Source organism: Sediminibacterium sp. (genome assembly GCF_051860225.1).
Classification (GTDB): Bacteria; Bacteroidota; Bacteroidia; order Chitinophagales; family Chitinophagaceae; genus Sediminibacterium.
Window position 1 is genome coordinate 1,127,498 of record NZ_JBHYEI010000001.1, and the last position, 23,736, is coordinate 1,151,233.

The 23,736-nt window shown below is 37.2% G+C and carries 16 protein-coding genes and 1 tRNA gene; 9 read left to right on the top strand and 8 right to left on the bottom strand.

The genetic code is table 11. The features are described from left to right. Position 1: 1 nt before the first annotated feature. Positions 2–1,474: an amidohydrolase gene (locus ACTIEI_RS04870; protein WP_439505161.1), complete on the bottom strand. Its 1,473-nt coding sequence runs from the start codon at positions 1,472–1,474 to the stop codon at positions 2–4. 69 nt (positions 1,475–1,543) lie between these two features. On the opposite strand from ACTIEI_RS04870, the gene ACTIEI_RS04875 reads away from it, so the two are divergent. Further along, on the top strand, positions 1,544–2,854 hold the full coding sequence (locus tag ACTIEI_RS04875) for a sugar porter family MFS transporter (protein WP_439505162.1): 1,311 nt from the start codon (positions 1,544–1,546) through the stop codon (positions 2,852–2,854). Here the strand turns inward: ACTIEI_RS04875 and ACTIEI_RS04880 are convergent. Both ACTIEI_RS04880 and ACTIEI_RS04885 read right to left on the bottom strand, forming a co-directional pair. Further along, positions 2,851–3,411 (bottom strand): hypothetical protein, encoded by a 561-nt coding sequence (locus ACTIEI_RS04880; protein WP_439505163.1) that lies wholly within the window; start codon positions 3,409–3,411, stop codon positions 2,851–2,853. The two genes, ACTIEI_RS04875 and ACTIEI_RS04880, sit on opposite strands and share 4 nt — an antisense overlap. A gap of 41 nt (positions 3,412–3,452) precedes the next feature. After that, positions 3,453–4,871 carry a hypothetical protein gene (locus ACTIEI_RS04885; protein WP_439505164.1) on the bottom strand — a complete coding sequence of 473 codons (1,419 nt, stop codon included), beginning with the start codon at positions 4,869–4,871 and terminating at the stop codon, positions 3,453–3,455. 81 nt (positions 4,872–4,952) lie between these two features. Between ACTIEI_RS04885 and ACTIEI_RS04890 the strand changes: the two genes are divergently transcribed. The 3 genes from ACTIEI_RS04890 to ACTIEI_RS04900 all read left to right on the top strand — a co-directional run bounded on the left by ACTIEI_RS04890 (position 4,953) and on the right by ACTIEI_RS04900 (position 12,691). Continuing rightward, positions 4,953–7,370 carry an alpha-L-rhamnosidase-related protein gene (locus ACTIEI_RS04890; protein WP_439505165.1) on the top strand — a complete coding sequence of 806 codons (2,418 nt, stop codon included), beginning with the start codon at positions 4,953–4,955 and terminating at the stop codon, positions 7,368–7,370. 195 nt (positions 7,371–7,565) lie between these two features. Continuing rightward, positions 7,566–8,969, top strand: coding sequence for a hypothetical protein (locus ACTIEI_RS04895; RefSeq protein ID WP_439505166.1), 1,404 nt, complete (start codon positions 7,566–7,568; stop codon positions 8,967–8,969). Positions 8,970–9,154: 185 nt separating this feature from the next. Continuing rightward, the gene (locus ACTIEI_RS04900; protein ID WP_439505167.1) at positions 9,155–12,691 is read left to right on the top strand and encodes a PKD domain-containing protein; all 3,537 of its coding nucleotides are present in this window, start codon (positions 9,155–9,157) and stop codon (positions 12,689–12,691) included. 250 nt (positions 12,692–12,941) lie between these two features. Here ACTIEI_RS04900 and ACTIEI_RS04905 read toward each other — a convergent pair. The 3 genes from ACTIEI_RS04905 to ACTIEI_RS04915 form a co-directional block, all read right to left on the bottom strand. After that, positions 12,942–13,013, bottom strand: a tRNA-Arg gene (locus ACTIEI_RS04905). Positions 13,014–13,067: 54 nt separating this feature from the next. Beyond that, positions 13,068–14,648: an amidohydrolase family protein gene (locus ACTIEI_RS04910; protein WP_439505168.1), complete on the bottom strand. Its 1,581-nt coding sequence runs from the start codon at positions 14,646–14,648 to the stop codon at positions 13,068–13,070. Between the two features lie 41 nt (positions 14,649–14,689). After that, positions 14,690–15,472 carry a carboxypeptidase-like regulatory domain-containing protein gene (locus ACTIEI_RS04915; RefSeq protein WP_439505169.1) on the bottom strand — a complete coding sequence of 261 codons (783 nt, stop codon included), beginning with the start codon at positions 15,470–15,472 and terminating at the stop codon, positions 14,690–14,692. 142 nt (positions 15,473–15,614) lie between these two features. Between ACTIEI_RS04915 and ACTIEI_RS04920 the strand changes: the two genes are divergently transcribed. Together ACTIEI_RS04920 and ACTIEI_RS04925 are read left to right on the top strand one after the other, a co-directional pair. Further along, positions 15,615–16,265 carry a tetratricopeptide repeat protein gene (locus tag ACTIEI_RS04920; RefSeq protein WP_439505170.1) on the top strand — a complete coding sequence of 217 codons (651 nt, stop codon included), beginning with the start codon at positions 15,615–15,617 and terminating at the stop codon, positions 16,263–16,265. A gap of 2 nt (positions 16,266–16,267) precedes the next feature. Beyond that, positions 16,268–16,741: a GNAT family N-acetyltransferase gene (locus tag ACTIEI_RS04925; RefSeq protein ID WP_439505171.1), complete on the top strand. Its 474-nt coding sequence runs from the start codon at positions 16,268–16,270 to the stop codon at positions 16,739–16,741. On the opposite strand, the gene purN is transcribed toward ACTIEI_RS04925, so the two are convergent. Both purN and ACTIEI_RS04935 read right to left on the bottom strand, forming a co-directional pair. Beyond that, positions 16,733–17,305 carry a phosphoribosylglycinamide formyltransferase gene (gene purN / locus ACTIEI_RS04930; RefSeq protein WP_439505172.1) on the bottom strand — a complete coding sequence of 191 codons (573 nt, stop codon included), beginning with the start codon at positions 17,303–17,305 and terminating at the stop codon, positions 16,733–16,735. The two genes, ACTIEI_RS04925 and purN, sit on opposite strands and share 9 nt — an antisense overlap. A gap of 3 nt (positions 17,306–17,308) precedes the next feature. Then, the gene (locus tag ACTIEI_RS04935) at positions 17,309–17,590 is read right to left on the bottom strand and encodes a hypothetical protein (protein ID WP_439505173.1); all 282 of its coding nucleotides are present in this window, start codon (positions 17,588–17,590) and stop codon (positions 17,309–17,311) included. A gap of 186 nt (positions 17,591–17,776) precedes the next feature. Here ACTIEI_RS04935 and ACTIEI_RS04940 point away from each other — a divergent pair, with 186 nt between their 5' ends. From ACTIEI_RS04940 to nrfD, 3 genes are all read left to right on the top strand, one after another. Beyond that, positions 17,777–19,033 carry a c-type cytochrome gene (locus tag ACTIEI_RS04940; RefSeq protein ID WP_439505174.1) on the top strand — a complete coding sequence of 419 codons (1,257 nt, stop codon included), beginning with the start codon at positions 17,777–17,779 and terminating at the stop codon, positions 19,031–19,033. 84 nt (positions 19,034–19,117) lie between these two features. Then, on the top strand, positions 19,118–22,228 hold the full coding sequence (locus ACTIEI_RS04945) for a TAT-variant-translocated molybdopterin oxidoreductase (protein ID WP_439505175.1): 3,111 nt from the start codon (positions 19,118–19,120) through the stop codon (positions 22,226–22,228). Between the two features lie 63 nt (positions 22,229–22,291). Then, a complete protein-coding gene (gene nrfD, locus ACTIEI_RS04950) occupies positions 22,292–23,734 on the top strand; it encodes an NrfD/PsrC family molybdoenzyme membrane anchor subunit (RefSeq protein WP_295190302.1) in 1,443 nt (480 codons plus the stop codon). Positions 23,735–23,736 lie beyond the last annotated feature (2 nt).

The window sequence follows — 23,736 nt, forward strand, 5'->3', positions numbered from 1 at the left end:
TTTAGTCTCTATAATTCAGTGCTGGTTTTCTATCTCCTAACAAGGGCTTGTATTTATAGTCTCCTACGCTCTTTATGAATTCTTCTTTTGCTTTAACAATCACAGCAGGTTTACTAAATAAATCAATTGCAGTCAGCGCCATTGTTTTTGAGGCAACTAGCATTCCTTTGGTGCCTATTTCTGTACCGCCGCTGGCAACCGCTTGCCAGCTATGGGCAGATGTTCCAGGTATCCAAGTAGCCGCTTCCAATCCTACTGTTGGAACTACATAGCTTACATCACTTACATCGCTTGAACCTCCCCCTGCATTGGTTTCTTTTTGTAAAGGTTTTATGGTACTAGCTTCTTCTATTGCAGGAGCTTTGTTAAAAAAGCTTGCTTGTAATTTTTTCCCAAATGCTTTTTCTTCTTCTGTATAAACAACACCCCCAACTTTTTCTAAATTTTCTTGCATGAGGGAAGCCAATGTTTTATTAATCAATAAATCATGGGTTCCTCCTACTATTTCATATTGCATGGTGGTTCCAGTACCCAATGCTGCTCCTTCTGCAGCCTTGGTAATTCTATCAAATACATCTACTGTTACTTCTCTTTTTGGGTGGCGTATATAATAGTATACTTCGGCATAGTCGGGTACTACGTTGGGTGCTTTACCTCCATTGGTAATAACATAATGTATTCTTGTTTCTTGTGGAATATGTTCACGCATCATATTGGCCATATTGTTCATGGCTTCTACCGCATCTAAAGACGAACGCCCATTCTCTGGAGACATTGCAGCATGAGAGGATATTCCATAAAATTTAAATTTCGCAGATTTATTGGCAATAAAGCTGGTCATATATACTTTATTTTCATCATCAGGGTGCCAATGGATTACGGCATCCACATTGTTGAATAATCCTTCACGAACCATATATACTTTACCGCTACCACCTTCTTCCGCTGGGCAACCATACACTTTAATAGTGCCGCTGATTTTTTTCTCTTCAATCAATTTCTTAATAGCAATGCCAGCCGAAACAGAAGCGGTTCCAAATAAATGGTGACCACATCCATGGCCTCCTACTTTTCCCTCGATGGATTTTTTCTCTGCAATGGCTTCTTGCGCTAAACCTGGCAATGCATCATATTCTGCTAGAATGCCAATTACCGGACTGCCTGAACCATAAGTGGCTACAAAAGCGGTTGGAATACCCGCTACACCTGTTTCTACAGTGAATCCCGCGTCTTTTAAGTTTTGTACATGTAAAGCTGCACTTTTGGTTTCTTTATAACCCAACTCTGCATAATCCCATATCTGCAAAGCTGTTTGCTTGTCTTTTAGGTAGCTAGCGTCTAGAAATTTCAAAGTACTTTCTTTTAATCCGCTTAATTCAGTTGCTGCTGAAATGGACGGCGCTTGTTTGATATTTTTTTTCTGTCCGTAACTATTAACTGCAACGAGTAAACAAAAGACAAAGACTTTTTTCATAAGATCAAATTTCGGTTTATATTGTTCTGCATTCAACTATTGAATATATTACTTTTTACAAAGCTTGCTATGAATAATAAATTAGCCATTTGGTCTATTACCGTTGGGTTAGGAGGTTTTTTGTTTGGGTTAGATGTTGCCGTAATTTCAGGCGCCGAACAAGCCATTCAAGAATTATGGTCGTTATCCGATTGGATGCATGGAACAGCCATTGCGATGGCCTTATATGGTACAGCTTTTGGAGCGGCATTAGGAAATATTCCTGCAAATAAAATAGGTAGAAAGCAAACCCTAATTTGGATAGGTATTCTTTTTTTGGTCACTTCCATCGGAGCTGCATTATCTACCAATGTGTATGTCTTTATGTTTTTCCGTTTTGTTAGCGGCTTAAGTATCGGTGCATCTTCTGTTGTTGCCCCTGTTTATATTTCAGAAATCGCACCTCCTAAATACAGAGGCCGAATGGTTATTTCATTTCAATTAAATGTTGTTGCAGGAATATTGATAGCTTACTTTTCTAATTATTTGTTAGCAGGAGTGGGTGGAGAAAACGATTGGCGTTGGATGTTAGGTGTGGTTGCAATCCCCTCCTTGTTTTTTTCTTTATTAATGTTGATTACACCAGAAACCCCGAGGTGGTTGGTGCTTTTTAAAAAGGATGATGTAGCTGCTGCAAAGGTATTGTCATTAACTGGAGAAGATGCACCTAAAGTAATTGCAGATATTAAAGCCTCAGTTGGAAAAACAGTAACGGAGTCCTTGTTCAATAAAAAGTTTTTCAAACCCCTTCTACTCGCTTTCTTGATTGCTTTTTTTAATCAGCTATCTGGCATTAATGCCATTATCTATTTTGCGCCAAAGGTTTTTGAAATGGCAGGAATTGGCCGTGAGGGAGCACTGCTGTCTACTGTTGGAATTGGGGTAATGAATTTGATCTTTACTATTACAGGCTGGTATTTGATCGATCGTTTTGGAAGAAGGGTGTTGATGTTTATTGGCTCAATCGGTTATATTTTCTCCTTAACCATGATTGCGGTTTCTTTTAATAGTTCAGATCAATCAATGGTAGTGTACTATGTTTTTGTATTTATTGCCGCCCATGCAGTAGGGCAAGGTGCTGTTATTTGGGTTTTCTTATCTGAACTGTTTCCAAATTCGGTTAGAGCAAGTGGTACTTCTTTTGGAAGTTTGGTCCATTGGGTTTTTGCAGCACTAATTGCGCAAGTATTCCCCTACTTTGCCGCCAATGTTTCGGGCACTATTATTTTTGGATTCTTCGCATTCATGATGGTATTACAATTACTGTATGTTTGGAAGATGATGCCAGAAACCAAGGGAGTTGCTCTAGAAGATATGGGAGGAACAATAGTGTTACACTAATCCTTCCAACCCCATGGGGCAAGAGGTGTTTCAATTGGTTTCTTTAGATTGAAGGAAACGGTAAATAATCTATCTGATCCAATTCTTCTTAAGTTATAAGTAAAACTACTATCGTTAATAGTAATCCACCATACATTAGAGGCTGCTGCAGGAATTGTTTTTTGTGTTTGAATGTCTGCAGGGAATATTTGCATATTCGCAAATCCGTCATTAGTGGATGTTCCGCCGTATTGTGTTATTATATCTTCTGATCCATCTTCGTGTCGATGATCGTGTTTAAGTGTTATGCTTGCTTTCTTTTTGGTAAGTACCCATGTTCTGGATCGATTATCACCCACATTAAATGGAATACGAATACGATTTTCTTCGCAGGCTTTTACATGCATCACCAATTTCTTATCCTTAAAATCTGCAGTAGCTCCACTGATAATTATACCTTCATAAGCTTTGCCGCAATGTTGCTGCAATACAGTCCAAAAGCTATCTAATTTGCTAATGGGTTTTTGTGCAAATCCTTTTAGTGAAATAAACAATATTACTATGGTTATATATTTCATTTTTTAATTTTGAAACAATATACAGCATTGATTTTTTTAAATTAAAATAAATAACCATAAATCTCATTTCTAAAAATATAATTCAACCATACCACATCATCTATGCACATAATGGCAAATACTTGGTATTGATTATTTCCTAAAAGGGCATCTTTTTTATACTGAAGAACGTATAATTTACCACCATTGATATTTCTTGGTTCACTTAAGTAAAATTCAATAGGCTCTTCGCCTGGTTTTAATGTTATACTCGCTTCTTCAGCAACTAGTTTGGCCAATTGAAAAGCAGTTTGTTCTGCATCAAAACGATTAACACTTTTTTCAAGGGGTATCATTAATTGATAAGTACTCAATTTATCTTTTCTATGAATTACTTGACCAGCTGCTTTTGGGTTAAGCACATATAAATCTGTTGGAATCATGCCAGCACCTTTGTCATTTATATCCCATTTACTACCTGGTTTGTACAAGCTCCTAAAGGCTCGGTCATCAGCATAAGCAATCATTGCTTTGCGCATTACTTCTATAATATTTTTGATCCTAAAATCTTTAGGAGGTTTGTTTTCTGCCCAAGTGATATAATTGCTATCATTTTGAATAGTATAGTAAAGGTCATGGTTTGGTATGAATCCGATTTGCGGGAAGATGGCTGCATTCTCTTTTGCGGGTATCCTGATATATAAATTCTCTTGATTCTCATTCCAAAAACTAAATAAATAATAGGCTTTTAGTTTTTTCAAATCTTCTGTACTTAGTGTAGTTATGCCTTTGGGCCAAACATTGGCATTTTCAGTTCTAAGCAGCTCTAATGAATCAATCTGAAAATGTTTTTTCATCCTGGCTGTTTTTATTTCCTTGAAAGGCAGATATGAAGTGAAGCTGGAATTATTTGTATACGTTGAAAGTTTATTTAATTGAACAGGATATTTGGTAAATGCCTGCATTTTTTTGAAGGAAGTACTCGTGTCTGCCGTTTGCTGAATTTTACTAAAACTAGTACTCAAAACAACATGATAGTGCTCAACTACTAAGCAAAATGGTTTTTTAAATTGATACATTTCAGGTATATGCTGATTTGAATGAGGATAAAATTCTAAAACGTGAAATTCATTTGTTAATGCTTGAACATTCCATCCATTTAAGCTTTGAATAATTTTTTCTTCAGCTTCAGTAATACCATCTTGAATCCATTCTGGTTGTCCTTCTTTTTCAAGTCCATTTAATACCCTTTTTGCGTCAGATCCTGAATAGCCCCATCCTTCTTGTAGGCTCTTATTATAACGTTTCCTGGTTTCTTTGTCTTTTACCATAGGGGCATCAAAAACAATGCCTTTAGCGCTAAGTATGCGAAAATGATTCCTATAATTATCAGTTTCGCTCCAACTTTTTGCTGTTGCATTTTTACCAAAGCAACTTGAAACAGTAACTAATAGTAAATAGCAGTAATGTTTGAAATCCATATTCAGATAATTAGCAAGTAAAAATAAGTTCCATTAACTTTAATCAGATACCGTTTAGACGGTACAATAAATTTACATTTTATGAGAAAGTTGGATCAGCTAATTGTACTAATCGCATTGGTGTTTTCTAAAGGAATACTTTATGGGCAAGGCAATGCCAATAACTCAATAGTACCCCATTTTAAATATGCCCCCTCTTTAAAAGGGAAACCAGTATTCTTAGGAACCCCTTTTAATACTGCAGGCGATAAATTGTATTTGATTGGACATCAGGATGGGAGTTTCCCTGATTTAGGTTGGCATGTAAAAGATGAAATGGGCGGCATCTGGCATCACCCCATTAAATTAATGGATGGCTTTGAAGCGAGTATTCAGGTAGGAGCAAAAAAGTATATGTTTGATAAGGCCACTGATTTTGTCAATTATCCCTTTGGCAATAAACATATTTATACGGTGGGATCAACACCGCTAAGTATTGAGCGGTATCAGTTTGTTCCAGACCAATTGCCTGGTGTACAGATTGAGTATGCGATTAAAAATTCGAGTAATCAAACTATTCAAATCCAATTCCATTTTGAAGCTGTTTCTAATTTGATGCCTGTATGGTTGGGTGAAAGAACGGGAATGGTCAACTCCAAAGATTTAGCCAGCTATGATCCGCCCAATAACAGATGGATGGTAAAAGATTCATTGAATCCATGGTATGTTATTTATGGTACAACTGTAAAAGGTGATGCAAGTCAAATGATCTACTCTAAAAAGAATAAGCCCAATACCACTATTACGAATACCACTTACAAAATCGAGATTAAACCTAATAGTATATTTTATTTACCATTCACCATTGCGGGTTCGGCTATATCTAAGGAACAAGCTATTCTACATTATACTCAACTCAATAATACTGCAGCACAGCTTTTGACAATAAAGAAAAAGCGGGTTTTAAATCTGAATAATTTTGCTCGCTTAACATTAAATGATCATGCAATTACAACTAGTTTTGAATGGTTGAAGTATAACAGTGATTGGTTAACCTTGGATGTTGATGGAATTGGTAGGGGAGTGGTTGCGGGATTGCCCGATTATCCTTGGTGGTTTGGCGGAGACATGGCTTATACATTAAAGGGTTTAATTGCGTTGGGTAGAAAAGACTTAGTGTATAGTTCAATTGATTTGATTCATCGTATTTCAGAAAAGACCAATGGAAATGGAAGAATAGTTCATGAAGTTTCAACCAATGGTGCTGTTTTTAATCCAGGGAATGTAAATGAAACACCACAGTTTATATCGCTGATTTGGGAAGTTTTTTGTTGGACTGGAGATAGAGAATTTTTGCTAAAATATTTGCCATCTGTCGTTAAGGGATTGAACTGGGTCTTAACTGAAAATGATGCTGATAAGAATTTATTACCTGACGGTGCAGGAATGATGGAAATTCATGGATTAACTTCTGAAATGATTGATGTTGCTGCTTATACACAGAAAGCTTTTGCAGATGCAGCTAAAATGGCATGGTATTTAAAACAGGATTCATTAGCTAGAGATTATCAGCAAAAAGCGGACCTACTAAAAGAAAAAATCAATAGCCAATTTTGGGTGGAGAAAAATCAATCCTATGCCGACTTTATTGCAACAAAATCACAAGCATTGCATTTGATAGAAGACGCAATTGTAAGAGCAGATACATTGGGGAATAAATGGGCAGTTGCTGCATTGAAACAAATGCAGTCTCAAACTATAGCTGATACGGCTACAAATAATAAAGGTTTTGTAATGCACCATAACTGGGTAGTGAATACGCCACTTGAAACGGGAATTGCTGAAAAAGATCAAGCCATTAAAGCATTGAATACCGCCAAAAGATTTTCTAATGGGTTCGGAATGTATGTGACCGGCATTGATAAAAATGAAAAAAGAGACTTGCAAGAGTATTCATATGCAGCAAGCGTGGGCAAAAATGATTTCACCTATACTGGTACAGTAATGACCTTACCCACTGCAGTTCAAATTATAGCCGAGAATAATTATAGAAGGCCTAATGAAGCATTTAATTTATTAAAACGAGTAGATAAAACCTTTGGCTATGCGTTGCCTGGTTCTATGTATGAAGTATCGCCTGATTATGGAATGATGACGCAGGCTTGGAATGTATATGCATATGGAGAGCCAATTGTAAAGCAGTTTTTTGGCATTCAACCACAGGCATATAATAAACAATTAAAACTATCTCCATCATTACCTACGGCCTTAACCTATGGTAAATTAGATAATGTAATCATGGGGGAGAATAGTGTATCTGTAGACTTTAAGAAGACAAGCAATGCAATCACTTTTACTGTAAAGCAAACGGCTAATGATTGGGATATTTTGTTTGAACAACCAGCAGGTAAATACAAAGTATGGAAGCTAAATGGAAAGCTTATTCAACCTGAAAAAATAGGGTCGGTTGCTCGTATAAAAATCGGTTCAAAAAATGCACATATTTCTTTAAGTAATTAACTTATTTGTGTTATTTAAATTGATTTAATTTTAATATCAAGAAAAGAATAGTTTCTACATAAAATAATTAAATGCTTAAAAGTTGATTTTTATTATCTAAATAATTATACTTTGAATTAATTTAAGGAATAAATATCCTACAGTTGTTGGCGTATTTTTGGAAAATCCATATCCACAGAATACCCTACACCAATCATGCATACTCTTTTTCAGTACTTCAATATTATTGCTCTTTCCTTGTGTTTCTTTGGTTTAATTATCGTTTTTGCTAAGGGAAAAAGAAAATCACCTATATTCTATTTATTTGTTTCAAATGCTATTTTGATATTATCATCAATAGTGTATTGGTTATTTACAACAAAAGCAATCCTTCAACATCCCCATTTTATAAGGGTTCCGGGTCCGTTTTATTATTTATTAGGTCCTAGCATGTACTTGTTTGTTCGGTCTATGCTTAACAGGGAAGCCTATTTTATCAAAAAAGATTGGTTGCATGCTATTCCATTCTTGTTAGGTGTAATTGAATTAATTCCTTTTTATTTTAGTGGCGCGGAGAATAAATTAGCCATTCTTCAAAATTCTAATTTTGATTTTGCTACCCATATTGCTAATTTTAATGAGGGCGTTATTCCTAAAGAACTTAATTATATTTTAAAAGCGTGTAGTTGGTGTATCTATTTTATTATTTCCGTTAAAATATATTACACTTACAGGAAAAAAATTAAATCAGATATTATCACTGATTATAAGCGAAAATTTGCTTTTATCCGTTTTTTCCTATGGACTCGTTTAATTGGTTTTATTCTTTTGAATCTTACAACGCTTTTAGTCCATAATAATCAATTTTACACCATCTTTTTATTAGCGAGTAATTTTATCAGTATCATTAACATTTTCCTTTTAGCATTTGAGTACCCTGAAATGGTTTATAATAAAGATTTTTATTCTATTGCAGACAATAATCGGGAGAATTTGATGAAGATTGTTTTGAGTCAAACTGAAAACCTGAAGCTGCTTGAAAATAGTAAGTATGAAGCCAATATTTTATTAGACTATCAATATCGGGTTATCTATTTTAATAAATTGGCAGAGCTCAAATTTTTTGAATTATATAATCACCAATTGAAGCTTGGCGACGATTTTACCAGTTATTTAGAGCCTGCTTCAGAGAATAACTTTATTTACTATTTTGAACAGTCTTTACAGGGTAAAACAGTCACATTAGAAGAAAAATTTATGCTCTTTGATAATTCTGATTTTATTTGGTTTTTAATGAGCTTTACTGCCCACCATGCTAAAAATGGGGAATTAATTGGCGTTTCAATCAGCGCAACGGAGATTGATGCAAAGAAAAAGATGGAGGAGTTGCAGACTAAATACCTTCAAAGTCTAGATGAATTGGCTTGGAAAAGCTCTCATACCTTACGTGCACCAGTTGCTAATATGATGGGTATACTTCAACTCTTAAATGAACCATCTGTTGATTTGGAAGAAGACGAGACCAAAATGTTTTTAGCACATCTATCAAAGGAAGTACATGTTTTAGATACCGTTATTAAAGAAATGGTTAGTAATGCAAGAAACGAGATAGATAGTTAGTTTTTTATTTTCTGGGATAGATTAATGTATGTGTATATATAATTGAAATTCAATTTGTTATATCTAAATAGGGAGAATTATTTTCTATTATATTAAAAAAACTTTAACAATTATAAATAAATCCATATGTTTACTGTCTGAAATCCAAGCTTGTGAAGGGCTAATAAATAATTAATTAGCCATTTATGATCAAAAACTTTACACTAAAAGTATTCCTACTTTTTGTTGCCGCTGCTTTAACAGGGTCAACTTTGAGTGCTCAAAACACAGTAAATTTTACTGTAAATAATGCTGAGCAGTGTTTGCCAGACCATAGTTTTACATTTACCAATACTTCAACAGGCACTTTCGCCAGTTATAGTTGGAATTTTGGAGATAATACTACTTCATCAGCTGTAACTCCTCCAGCTAAAATCTATGCTCAGCCTGGAGATTATAATGTCACCCTAATTGGGACTGACGCTGCTGGTAACACTTCTACTGTTGTAAAAAAAGTTACCGTGCATCCTTTGCCAGTGATGAATTTTGCAGTTTACAATGGGGGTACTGCTGGCTCAACTTATAATTTTGTAAGTCAAGGAACGATCAATGTTGGTCTTATCGCTACCAATGCATGGGATTTTGGCGATAACACTACTGCTACGGGAGCGAACGTGAATAAAGTATTTGCTAGTGCGGGTACTTATACTGTTAAATTAACGGGAACAAGTTTGGCTGGTTGTGTGAGTAGTGTACAGCGAGATATTATAGTAGCAGCAGCACCACCAAATAACACAAATAATAGTGTAGGTTTTGCTGTGAATAATGCTGAACAGTGTCTACCAAGCCATAGTTTCACATTGACCAATACATCAACAGGCAACTTTGCAAGTTACAATTGGAACTTTGGAGATAATACTACTTCAACGCTAGAAACGCCTCCTGCTAAAAGCTATGCTCAAGCTGGAGATTATAATATTACCTTAGTTGGCACTGACTTTTCTGGCAAAACTTATACTATTGTAAAAAAAGTTACCGTGCATCCTTTGCCAGTAATGAATTTTGCAGTTTATAACGGCGGATGGGTAGGCGCCACTTATAATTTTGTAAGTCAAGGAACAATTAATGCTGGTCTTATCTCCACTAATGCTTGGGATTTTGGCGATAACACTTCTGCAATGGGAGCAAACGTTAATAAAGTATTTACCAGTGCAGGTACTTATACTGTTAAGTTAACTGGAACAACGCTGGCGGGTTGCGTTAGTAGTGTAGAGAGAGATATTGTTGTTGCTGCAACAGCCCCACCAAGTAGTCCTACTCCACCTAGTACGAACGCATCTTTTACCGTAAATGACAATGCACAATGCGTTACTGGAAATAGTTTCACTTTTACCAATACAACATCAGTTACTGGCGGCGAAACCTATTTATGGGATTTAGGAAACGGGACAACCGCAACAACTAAAGATGCTAGTGTGTCTTATACAACAGCTGGTAATTATTTAGTTAAATTAACCGTAACTAAGGATGGTCAAAATTTTATTACAACACAACAAGTGGTTGTATATCCGAAGCCTGTCGTGAATTTTAAAATTTTAGAAAAACAAGTAAATGGTAATTCTTACACATTTATAGATGAATCTACGGTAGCTTTTGGTAATCTTACTTACTTATGGGATTTTGGCGATGGAACTACTTCTACCTTAAGTAATCCTTCAAAAGAATATACGGCTGCAGGTACAACCTATACTGTTACTTTAACAGTGAGCAATTCTGAGGGATGTTCGGAGAGCTTAAGTAAAACAATCACTACTTGCCCTAAAATTAGTACTACCGATTTCACTATCCAATCAACTGGAGTTTGTGAAGGTGCCAATAGTTTCAACTTTACGAATACAAGTGTTGCTACAGCAACTGGTGGTAGTGTTATTTCTTATCGTTGGGTATTGGGTGACGGAACCGAAGCTACTACCCAAAATGTTTTAAATAAATCCTACACTGCTGATGGCGATTATGAAGTGAAGCTATTTGTAACAAATACATTGGGTACTTGCACAGTAACTGAAACTGTTTCTAAAAAAATAACAGTATATCCTAAGCCTAAAGCGGGTTATGTATTGTATTTAAATACGAATTTGCAAACTATCGTTCCTTCAGATATTATTGAGATTTGCAATAATGGTGGCACACCAGGCGGTGGACACGACTTCCAATACATTAGCAATTCTACGATTAAGAGAGGTCAAATGTTGTATGATTGGAATTTTGGAACAACCAATATTACTTTCCGTGAAGGCGATAAAACTTTTGTTAACCCAAGAATTATTTTCCGTGAAAATGGATTGTTCCCTGTTGAGTTAACAGTAACTTCATTAGAGGGTTGTACCGATAAATTCTTGCATTATATCAATATAATCGACTTGAGCAATACTGATTTTTCAATTAGTCAAGCGCCAAGACAGCCATCTGCAACTCCTGTAATTACGGCGCAAGTCACTTCTATACCGCCTGCAGGTACTTATACGTACAGATGGAGTTCTACAGGAACACCTGATGCACCAGTTTTCAATGCAAATCATACTACTCCTTATACATTCGATAGAACAGTAGGTGGTGTGACTCAGAATGTCCGATTAAGAGTGAGCTCTCCAGGGGGCTGCACAATTACTAGAACTAAGCCGTTTACTAGTTTGGTTCAGCCTGTTATTGCTAGCTTAACTCCAACTTTTGCCGGTTTTAATCAAACAAATGGTCGTCCACAATTCAATGTAACAGCAAGTGGAACGGTAAATGAATTATCTAATACCTCTTTCAGCTCAATTTTAAATATGGGACAAGGAGCTGACGTACTAACCAGTAGCAGTACACCTACTCAAACGATGATCAGCACAAATGTGACTAATTTCACCTATACTGCTAGCTTCCCGAATGATTTAGCAACCATCAGTTACAGGGTAATCAACAATAATGGCAATCTTGATGCTATTAGAACAGAGCAAGTACAGGTATATGCAACACCTATTGCAAAAATAGCAATGAGGGTACTACTCAGGGATATGAATCTTGATCCAAATGGTGCAGATCAATATATTATTAGAGACAACAGCGAAATTGCATTTGGAAGTTTATTGAACTATGATAGAACCTTCACGATAGAAGTTAAAGATGTGTCCAACGCTGTTATCACTACTAATACATATACTTTCCCTGCCGGATTGGCTTTTAGTGATATTATTTTCAATGTAACAAATCAGGTAGCAAACTCTTATTCACTCCATGTTAACTTGCAGTATAATCATCCTAATCCATTGCGTTATGATGTAAACATGGCTCGTGCTACGGCAGTTCACAATACTATTGTCGGTGGATCTGGTACGGGCAATTATACTCCATTCGCTGGTGGCGGAAGTGGTAGCGGCAGCGGTACAAATCCGGTAATTATTTTAAATGGAGGTGTAGTAAACAGCAGCTCAACTACAACAAATCCGTTTACCGTGCATCCTAACCCTGCAACAAGCTTTACCAATGTGAGCTATGTTCCTGGTAATAATAGTCATGTCACCATCAATATATACAGCACTAATGGTGTTCTTGTGAAGAGTCAAAGAGAAGCGATTACATTTACTGGCTTCAGAACATCTAGGGTAAATGTAAGTAACCTAGTCCCTGGATCTTATATCATTCAGGTGGTGAATAGCAACGGAACTAAGCGTATTGGTTCAGCTAGGTTCTTGAAATATTAATAGAGTTTTTTAGATAAAGTAAAAGGTTGCTAGCGATGAGTTAGCAACCTTTTTTGTGCCAAGATTGTGTCTTTGCTTTGCAAGCCAAGATTGTCGGTCTACGACCGACTTCTATCCGTATTGAACTTACTCAAATCCCCTACACCAACCTTCGGTTGTTGTTGGGTTTATTTCCACTCATCCGCTCAATCAAGCAAGCTTGTTTCGCGTCTTCGCAAAAATAAACCCAACACTTCGTGTCGGGTCTTTGTGGTCTCGCCAAGAATCGAACTTGGATCTAGAGTTTAGGAAACTCCTATTCTATCCATTGAACTACGAGACCATGACTCAATCGCCCCAATCAATTGGGTTAGAATCGGCGCAAAAGTAATAGAAATTATTTTACTCCCGGTTGCTTTAACTGCCAACCTGTTTTCTTTTTTTCTGCTTCTACCATTTCTTTTACATCTGCTAATAATTTTTTAGCGTCGTAAACTATTCCATCTTTAATAGTATACACTACTCCGCCCTTGCGTATGATTTCATTTTGATCATTTAATTCAATAGCGCCTGTGCCGTAGAAGTATTGTAAATTTTTTAAGGGGTTGCCATCCACTACACATAAGTCGGCTAGTTTGCCTGGTTCAATTGTTCCCAATTCTTTGTCTACTCCTAATGCTTGAGAAGCGTGCATAGTAGCGGCACGTATCACTTCTAGCGGCTGAAATCCCGCTTCGCGTAATAATTCTAATTCTCTTACAAAACCAAAGCCATATAATTGATAAATAAACCCATTGTCCGATCCTGCTGTAACTCTTCCGCCTCTGTTTTTATATTCATTAATAAATGTCATCCACAATTTGTAATTGTTTTTCCATTCAATTTCTTGTTCCGTTCCCCAGCTATGCCAATATGATCCGTGGGATACTCTGCTTGGTTCATAAAACTTCCATAGCGAAGGCAAGGTATAATCTTCGTGCCACTCTGCTCTGCGCGCGCGCATCAAATCTCTATTGGCTTCGTAAATATTCATCGTAGGGTCTAGCGTAAAATCTGCAGCAATTAATTCGTTCATCACTTTATTCCATTTCTCGCTATAAGGCGCTGCTGCTTGTTTCCATAGCTTTCCTGCCTCCTCAAATCTGTGTTGTTCGTTGTTGTAATTATAATCTGCTGGATAATTTTGCAGCGTTCCATTTTCTAACATGGCTTCAGGTAATCCATACCAATGTTCCATACTAGTCATTCCCGCTTTTGCAGACTGTACCACATTCCATCTGGCTACATCTAATTGTGCATGATGTGCTGTACTTCGCAATCCTAATTTTTTATTCTCTCGAATGGCCGCATCCATTACTTCGGGTGATGCACCAAAAAATTTAATTCCATCGGCCCCTTTAGTTGCATTTTCATTGACCCATGCTCTTGCCTGTTCTGCATTGATGATAGGTGTTTTGCTGCCCTGTCCAAAAGCTGTATATGCATAAATGCGAGGTGCGGTTATACTATTTGTTGCACTCTTCTTTTTATGATCTAGTACCCATTCTAAACCATTACCTGCAGATGGGTCACGTATCGTAGTAATTCCATGGGCCATCCATAATTTAAATACATATTCTGCTGGTGTTCCCTGCGCTTTACCACCAATATGTCCGTGCATATCTATTAAGCCAGGTAAAATATATTTACCACTGCAGTCTATTTCTTTGCCTCCTGTTTTTAATGCGGGTCTAGATTTAGGGTCAATGGGCATGCCCGGATTTCCTACATTAGCAATGCGTACTATCTTGTTATTCTCAATGATAATATCAACAGGGCCATATGCAGGTGAGCCTGTTCCGTTGATGACCATTGCTCCTCTTAAAATTAATTGCGTATATGGGCCTTGGCCTTCTTTCACAATTGGTGAAGGAGGTATTTGCGCTGCTATAATCGAACTGCAGCATACACCTAACAAGACAATTAAATATTTTAGCATACAATAAATTTTAGTGAAGATAGGTGCTCTTATGCTTAATTTTATTTGTTAGGTAAAACAAATGAAACAGTTTTGCTAGCCTGTGTGCTTAGGCTTGGGAAAACTACGGTATTATTGATTGGATTGGTATATTGATCGGAGAGAAAACTATCTCCATGGCCTTTTACATAAATTATTTGTCCTTTCTTAAATCCAAGACTTTCGAAATAACTAGTAGTTAAATTAAAATCATTCAATTGAGCTTGAGCGCCATTCGTTTTTATTTTAACTTCAGCTACGTAATTGCTTGCACTCACATTTGGATTATCGCTAAAAAATAATCTTACAAATTTATCTTTCCCTGATGGGTTATTAAAGATGGGATCAATATGAACTCCTGAAATTCCAATTGCTTGTATTGTTCCACTAAAAGGGGTAATAATTAAATCAGTGATTGAAATAGATGAATTGACTGCCATTGATTCACTTTTTGAAATAATTGTGCTAACATGATTTGTTGCTGCATGGTAAAGCCCCATTATTTTTCCAGTTCCATAACCTTCTTTTGCATAACTGATATCATAAGTTCCATAAGGGATGCTATCCAATTTCCATTTACCATCGGGTCCGGTTTGAGTACTAACTGAGCTGTTGTCTATACTTACCGTGACTCCACTCATATCGGCTTGACGACTGCCTTCTTCATCATACAAAACAATCATTCCTTGAATATTCGCTCTGTTTTGTTGCGCTAAAACTAAATTTGGAACTGGTATACTATTGGTACTACTGTTTTTACTGCAACCTATATAGATTAAAATGATGAATACAATTATTTTTTTCATATTAATTTTTTATAATGAGTAAATTATACATTTTTTTTCTCTTTATTTTCCTTAAAAGAATATTCTATAATCATTGCTGAGTTTGTAATATGCTATATTCAAATGGCTTATATCGCTTATCTTTGCAGCCCAAATTAGATACATGAAGTTTTATAATACGATTATTAAGTTCCGATTTTGGTTAAGCCTTTTGGCAATTGCCGCTGCAGTAGCCGTTAACTTATCTAGTGGTTTCTGGCCTGCTTTCATACTTTATTTTATTGGAGTAATTGGATTGGCTAGTCATTTTTTTATTGGCCCATTGAGGTTAATTCAAGAGCCAATGGAAAGAGGTGATATGGACGAAGTGGAGCGTATTCTTAACACAGTTTGGTATCCTAATTTATTGTACAAACCTGTACGTTCAACCTACTATACAATTAAAGGCAATATGGCCATGATGAAGCAAGATTTTGATAGTGCCGAAAAGCATTTGAAAAAAAGTTCTGAGCTTGGATCACCCATGCCTGAAGCAGAAGGAGCAAACAAGCTTCAATTAGGAATGATGAGCATGCAACGTGGAGATCTTAAACAAGGTGAAAGCTATATTAGGGCTGCTATTAGAGCTGGTATTGCAGACAAAGAAAGTGAGGCGGTTGCTTATATTAGCATGTGTCAAATCTTTATGAATAAAAGAGAGTTCAGGGCTGCTAAAGATTATTTTAGAAGAGCGAAAGCTTGTAAGCCTACTACTAAACAAGTGGTTGATCAAATTAAAGAAGTAGAGAAATACATTTCTCGCATGCCTGGATAATCATGATTCAAATTAAACATATTACAGCAGAAGGTGCCGAGCTAGAAACAGCTCGGCATTTGTTTAAGGAGTATTCCGATGAATTGGCGGTAGATCTATGTTTTCAAAGCTTTGACGCCGAGTTGAAAGATCCTTTAAAAAAATATGGGCCACCTTATGGCAGTCTTTTATTAGCATTTTATAATGGTGTTGCTGTGGGTTCTGTAGCATTGCAACAATTACCGGAAGAGGGCATTTGTGAAATGAAAAGATTATTTGTGCAACCTGCTTTTCGGAAGCACAAAATAGGAGACGCACTAGTTGATGCAATTATAAAAGAAGCAAAAAGATTAGGCTATACTAAAATGAAATTAGATACCTTAGAACGATTGCAGGCTGCCATACATTTATACCTCAAATATGGCTTCGAAATTACTACTGCTTATTATCACAATCCCTTGCCAGAAGTGGTTTATATGGAAAAAATCTTAAGCTAATTTTTTCAACAAATTCTCAATCACTATTGGAAAATGCGCATGCTCTAGTGCATGTATTTTAGCAGCTAAACTAGAAGGGGTATCTGTATTGTCTATGTTACATTTAGCTTGAAAAATAATATCGCCCTCGTCGTAATGAGCATCTACATAATGTATAGTGATGCCGCTCTCTTTTTCTCCTGCGGCAATTACCGCTTCATGCACAAAATTGCCATACATTCCCTTGCCTCCATATTTCGGCAATAATGCTGGATGAATATTCACAATACGATTTGGGAAAGCATCAATTAATGTTTCAGGAATCTTCCATAGAAAACCTGCAAGAACGATAAAATCGATTCCTCTTGATTTTAGTTCATTCACAAAATCGGCAGTTTCATAAAACCTGCTTCTATTTATAATTAGGGTTTCTATGTTAGCTGCAGCTGCAATCCCCAAAACCCCCGCTTCTTTTTTATTAGAAACAATTAGGTCGATTATAACTGCCTTGTTACCAGCAAAATGTTCAATTATTTTGGCTGCATTAGATCCTGCTCCTGAAGCAAATATGGCCAATTTAAACATGTACTATTTTTTTTTGGTCATTTTGTCCTTAATTCTACCTAGGTAACGTTTGAAAAAACTAAATTGACCAAACGGCACACTGACCAATAAAACACAGAAGGGCCAAAGTATGGTCACCACTACAACGTATATCATAAAATAAATAATCCCACGCTCTAAAGTGGTTAAAGAAAGTAGTTGTCTACCCAAGTATCCACATAAACTACCTCCTAACGCAAATGTGGTAAAGATGAGGGTAAACTGAAGCCAGCTTACCTGCCATTTATTTTTTAAACGATGCAGCATGGCTGCAAAAGTGCTTTAAAAAAATCAATTCAGGACAATCAAATCGTATTCTTTTGTTAATTCATTATAGATATATACGACCTATGAATAAAAAAATTTTTTCCCTATTGCGTAATTGTCACAATCGTATCATATTTTTGCCTCCGTTTACGGATATTTTTCCACACCAGAACCATCGTTGTGCATATGATATTGTCTAGATCCATAGCAAAAGCCAGCATTGCCGCTTTTTTATTTTTTGTGAGTCTGTGTTTCAGTGTAGCCGCCAATGCCCAGGACGGTAAAGCGCTTTTTAGCGCCAATTGTGCGTCTTGTCATGCTCCACATAAGAAATTAACAGGTCCTGCGCTAGCAGGGGTTGAGTCTCGTTGGTCCAGTAAGGAAAACTTGTACTCTTGGATTAGAAACAGTTCAGCATACCTAAAAACAGGAGACCCTTATGCAGTTAACTTGTACAATGAGTACAATAAAATTGCGATGAACGCTTTCCCTACTTTAAAGGATGCTGAAATTGATGCAATCCTTACCTACATTAACAGTGTGCCTGATCCTTCTAAAGCTCCTGCTGCAGGTGAAGGTGCTGGAGCTGCTGCAAATGTAGAAGCGGATAACTCTTTGTTATTTGGTATTTTAACCCTGATTTTAGCTGTCGTGGCTTTGATCATGTTACAAGTCAACTCTAATCTTAAAAAATTAGCTGATGACAAGACTGGTCAGCCTGCACTTGAGCCAATTCCTTTCTGGAGAAATAAAGCTTATATAGCAATGGTTACGGTTGTTTTGTTTGTAGTGGGTGGATACTTAACTACAAAAGGCGCTATGGCTTATGGAAGAAGTCAGGATTATCAGCCAGAACAACCTATTTACTATTCACACGCAGTCCATGCTGGCACTAACCAAATCAACTGTCAATATTGTCATACAGGCGCTGCTCAAGGAAAGCAAGCTACAATCCCTTCTGTAAATGTTTGTATGAACTGTCACCAAGCTATCAATGAATATAAAGGGGAGAAAATCTACAATGAAGCGGGTGAAGAAGTTGATGGTACTGCAGAAATTAAGAAACTATACAAATACGCAGGATTTGAAGAGGGTAAACCTTGGGATCCGAGCAAGGCAAAGCCAATTGAGTGGGTTCGTATCCACAACTTACCTGATCACGTTTATTTTAACCATGCTCAGCACGTAAAAGCAGGACAAGTTGCTTGTCAAACTTGCCATGGAGAAATCCAAAAAATGGGTGAGGTTAAGCAGTTCAGCGATTTAAGTATGGGTTGGTGTGTTAACTGTCACCGTGAAACAAAGGTTCAGTTTAAAGACAATGGTTTCTACAGCATCTATGAAAAATACCATGCAGATTTAAAAAGTGGTAAAATCGATAGCACCAAAGGAATCACTGTTGAAAAAATTGGTGGTACCGAGTGTCAGAAATGTCACTACTAGATTTTAAAAGTTAAAAGGGTTGTTTTAAATATATCATTCGAACGTGGAAATTGTTCATCGGTTTCCAACTGTTAATCAATAATTATGGAGCAAAAAAAGCACTGGCAAAGTTTTGGAGAGCTGAATCAGTCTGCAGCGTTTAACAAGGATGTAAAAGACGAATTCAATGAAGAACTACCTATTGTAGAAGATGAAAGCAAAAGCTTTCTCGAAGCAAAGGCTCCCCGTCGCGACTTCTTGAAATACTTAGGTTTCAGTACTGCTGCAGCAGCTGCCGCAGCAAGTTGTGAAATGCCTGTAAAAAAGGCCATCCCATTTGCTAATAAGCCTGAAGACGTTGTGCCTGGTATTTCTAAATACTATGCAACTACTTATGTACAAGACGGCGATACAGTAAGCATATTGGCTAAAGTACGTGATGGCAGACCCATAAAAATTGAAGGGAACGATCTTTGTCCTATTACTAAAGGAGGTACATCTGCTCGTGTTCAAGCTTCTGTACTTGATTTATATGATACTTCACGTTTACGTTTCCCTACCATTGATGGCAAGGAAGTAACTTTTGAAGCTGCTGATAAAGCGGTTGCTGCTCAAATGGGCGGTAATATTGTTTTGTTAACCAGCACAATTAACTCTCCATCTACAAAAGCAGTAATTGCGCAGTTCTTGGCTAAATATCCAGGAAGCAAGCACGTTACATATGATGCGGTTTCATACAGTGCCATGTTATTGGCTAATGAAGCTACTAACGGTGTTCGTGGCATACCTTCTTACCATTTTGAAAATGCAAAAGCCATTGTAAGCTTAGGTGCAGATTTCTTAGGTACTTGGTTAAATCCTGTGGAGTTTTCCAAGCAATATGCGACTGGTAAAAAATTAGATGAGAAGAATCCTACCATGAGCAAGCATATTCATTTTGAATCTGTTGCTTCATTAACTGGATCTAACGCAGACGAAAAATATTTACACCGTCCTTCTGAAACCCTTGCTATTGCTGCTGCTTTATTGAGTGCAGTAAATGGTACTGGTGTTACAGGTATTGCTGATGCAAAATTAAAAGCGGGCATTGAAGCTGCTGCAAAAGCATTGAATACACATAAGGGTGCTGCTTTAGTTGTTGCAGGAAGCAATGATGTAAATGTTCAAATTATTGTAAATGCCATTAATAACGCCATTGGTGCGGGTGGTTCTACCATCAACTGGGGTGTTTTATTAAATACACGTGCTGGTGTTGATGCCAATTTTGCTCAACTCGTAGCCGATATGAATGCTGGTTCTGTAGGAACTTTGTTAATCCACGGAGCAAACCCTGCTTATAGCTGGTTTGCTGCTGATCAGTTTAAAGCTGGATTAGCTAAAGTGAAAACAACTGTATCATTTGCAGGTAAAGTAGACGAAACCGCTGAATTATGTAAGTTCGTTTTACCTGATAACCATTTCTTAGAAAGTTGGGGTGATGCAGAAGCAAAAACTGGACACTTCTCTTTTATTCAACCAACGATTTATCCTCTTTTCAAAACACGTCAGTGGCAAGACAGTCTATTAAAATGGAGTGGCGCCACTGAAGACTATTTAGCTTATTTAAAGAATTTTTGGTCTGCTAAATTAGGTGGTATTAATGGTTGGGATAAAGCTTTACAAGATGGTGTAGTTGCTTTAGGTGATTCATCAGTCAGTGCTGGAAACTTTAATGGTGCTGCTGTTGCAGGTGCATTGGCTGCAGCTTCTTCTTCTAAGAAAGGCGGTAAAGTAGAATTAGTATTATACGAAAAAGTGGGTATTGGTGCTGGTCAAGGTGCAAGTAACCCATGGTTACAAGAATTACCAGATCCAGTTACAAGAGCTACTTGGGATAACTACTTAGTGGTTTCTCCAGCAATGGCTAAAACCTTATTAGGTATTGATATCAGCAATGGTGGTCAAGCCGATGCATATGAAGTTAATCCTCCAAAAAAAGTGGTAAAAGTTACCATAGGTCAAAAATCTATTGAACTACCTGCTTTGATTGTACCTGGTACACATCCTGAAACAGTAGGTATTGCGGTAGGTTATGGCCGTGGCGAAAAAGTAGGTAAATCTGCTGCTGGAGTAGGTAAAAATGCATTTCCTTTAGCAGCATTAAGTGGTTCTTCTGTAAATTTCTCTAATGGAGATGTAACCTTAACCTTAACTGAAGAAACTTATCCTGTAGCATTAACTCAAACACATAGCCGTTACGATACTGAGCAAGGTAATCGTACTGAAGTTGTTAAAGAATTGAGTTTAGCTGCTTATAAACACCACCCAACTGAAATCCGCGAAGAGCGTGATAAAGAATTAAAACCTTGGGGTGGTTTAGAAAAATTTGAATCTCAAGGAACCTTATATCCTGTGTTTGAAAGACCAGGTATTAAATGGGGAATGAGTGTTGACTTAAATACTTGTACTGGTTGCGGTGCTTGCGTAGTAGCATGTAATGCAGAAAACAACGTTTCTGTTGTAGGTAAGCCAGAAGTATTACGTGGTCACGAAATGCATTGGTTAAGAATTGATCGTTACTACAGTGGCGATTTAGAAAATCCAAATGTAGTTTTCCAACCATTAATGTGTCAGCACTGCGATAACGCACCTTGTGAAAACGTTTGTCCGGTTGCTGCAACCAACCATAGCAGTGAGGGATTAAACCAAATGACTTATAACCGTTGTATTGGTACTAGATATTGTGCCAACAACTGTCCTTATAAAGTACGTCGTTTCAACTGGGCTGATTACACTGGCTCTGATAGCTTTGGCGACAACCAAAAAGGTGTGGTGAACGATGTTGTTTTAGATATGAACGACGATTTAACCAGAATGGTGTTAAATCCTGATGTTACCGTTCGTGCAAGAGGGGTAATTGAAAAATGTTCTTTCTGTGTTCAACGTTTACAAGAAGGCAAGTTAAAAGCGAAAAAAGACAGCCGTCCATTAAGTGATAGTGATGTCAAAGTAGCTTGTCAACAAGCTTGTCCTACCAATGCGATTACTTTTGGTAATGCAAACAGCAAGGAAAGTGCTATCACAATAGCAAGACAAGAAAATCCTAATCGTCAATTCTATGTATTAGAGCAATTGCACGTATTACCTGGGGTTACTTATCTGGCTAAAGTAAGAAACACAGATGATATGCCTCATCACGAAGCTGCTGAAGCAAAAACAGAAAAAGCACACGGATAATTTTTTGAAATTGAAATAACCAGATGCTGCCTTCGGGCAGATCAAGGACCAAAATAAGAACAGATGCATTTAAAGTACGAATCACAGCTCAGGGAACCACTGGTGTATGGAGATAAAACATACAAGCAGGTAACAGAAGACATAGTTCGCCCTATTGAAGCCAAGCCTACCAAATTATGGTATGTAGGTTTTTATATTGCTGTTGCCTTACTCATGTTTGGTGTCTATAGCGTATACCGTGAAGTAACATATGGTATAGGTCAGTGGAACTTAAATAAAACAGTGGGTTGGGGATGGGATATCACCAATTTCGTTTGGTGGGTTGGTATTGGTCACGCCGGTACCTTGATTTCTGCGATTTTATTGTTATTCCGTCAGGGATGGAGAACAGGGGTAAACCGTGCTGCAGAAGCGATGACTATTTTCGCGGTAATGTGTGCGGGTCAGTTCCCTATCTTCCATATGGGTAGAGTATGGATGGCTTTCTTTGTATTGCCTTACCCTAACTCACGTGGTCCATTGTGGGTAAACTTTAACTCACCATTGTTGTGGGACGTATTTGCGATCTCTACTTACTTTACCGTGTCTCTTTTGTTCTGGTATTCAGGCTTGATTCCTGACTTCGCTACTGTAAGAGATCGTGCTTTTACTAAATTACGTAAGCGTTTATATGGTATTGCTTCTTTTGGTTGGACTGGTTCTACCAAACATTGGCAGCGCCATGAGAGTCTTTCTCTAGTATTGGCGGGATTGAGTACACCGCTAGTATTGTCGGTTCACACCATCGTATCTTTTGACTTTGCTACATCCGTAATTCCTGGATGGCATACTACTATCTTCCCTCCATACTTCGTTGCGGGTGCAATCTTCTCTGGTTTCGCCATGGTGCAAACCCTAATGATTATTGTTCGTAAAGTATTTGCAATGGAAGACTATGTAACCATCGGTCACATAGAAGCAATGAATAAAGTAATTGTATTAACCGGTTCAATTGTAGGTATTGCTTACTTAACAGAATTGTTCATGGGTTGGTATAGCCAAAATAAATATGAAGGATATACATTCTGGTACAGCCGTGCTTACTTGTTCTCACCTTATGGTTGGAGCTATTGGGGTATGATGGCTTGTAACGTATTGAGTCCTCAGATCTTCTGGTTCCGCAAAATGAGAAGAAATATTTTTGTTACCTTCTTCATGAGCATCATCGTAAATATTGGTATGTGGTTCGAGCGTTTCGTAATCATTGTAACTTCTTTGTATCGTGATTACTTACCTTCTAGCTGGTCTGTATACTATAGCCCAACTATTTGGGAAATCGGTTTCTATGCTGGAACATTTGGATTGTTCTTTACTTGCTTCTTCTTATTCGCTAAATACTTCCCAGTAATTGCAATTGCAGAAATTAAGTATGTATTGAAGACTACCGGTGAAGGATATAAAAACCAAATGGCAAATATAGAAGAACAAAAACTAGAAGAGTTTGTGCACGAACATGCGCATCACTAATA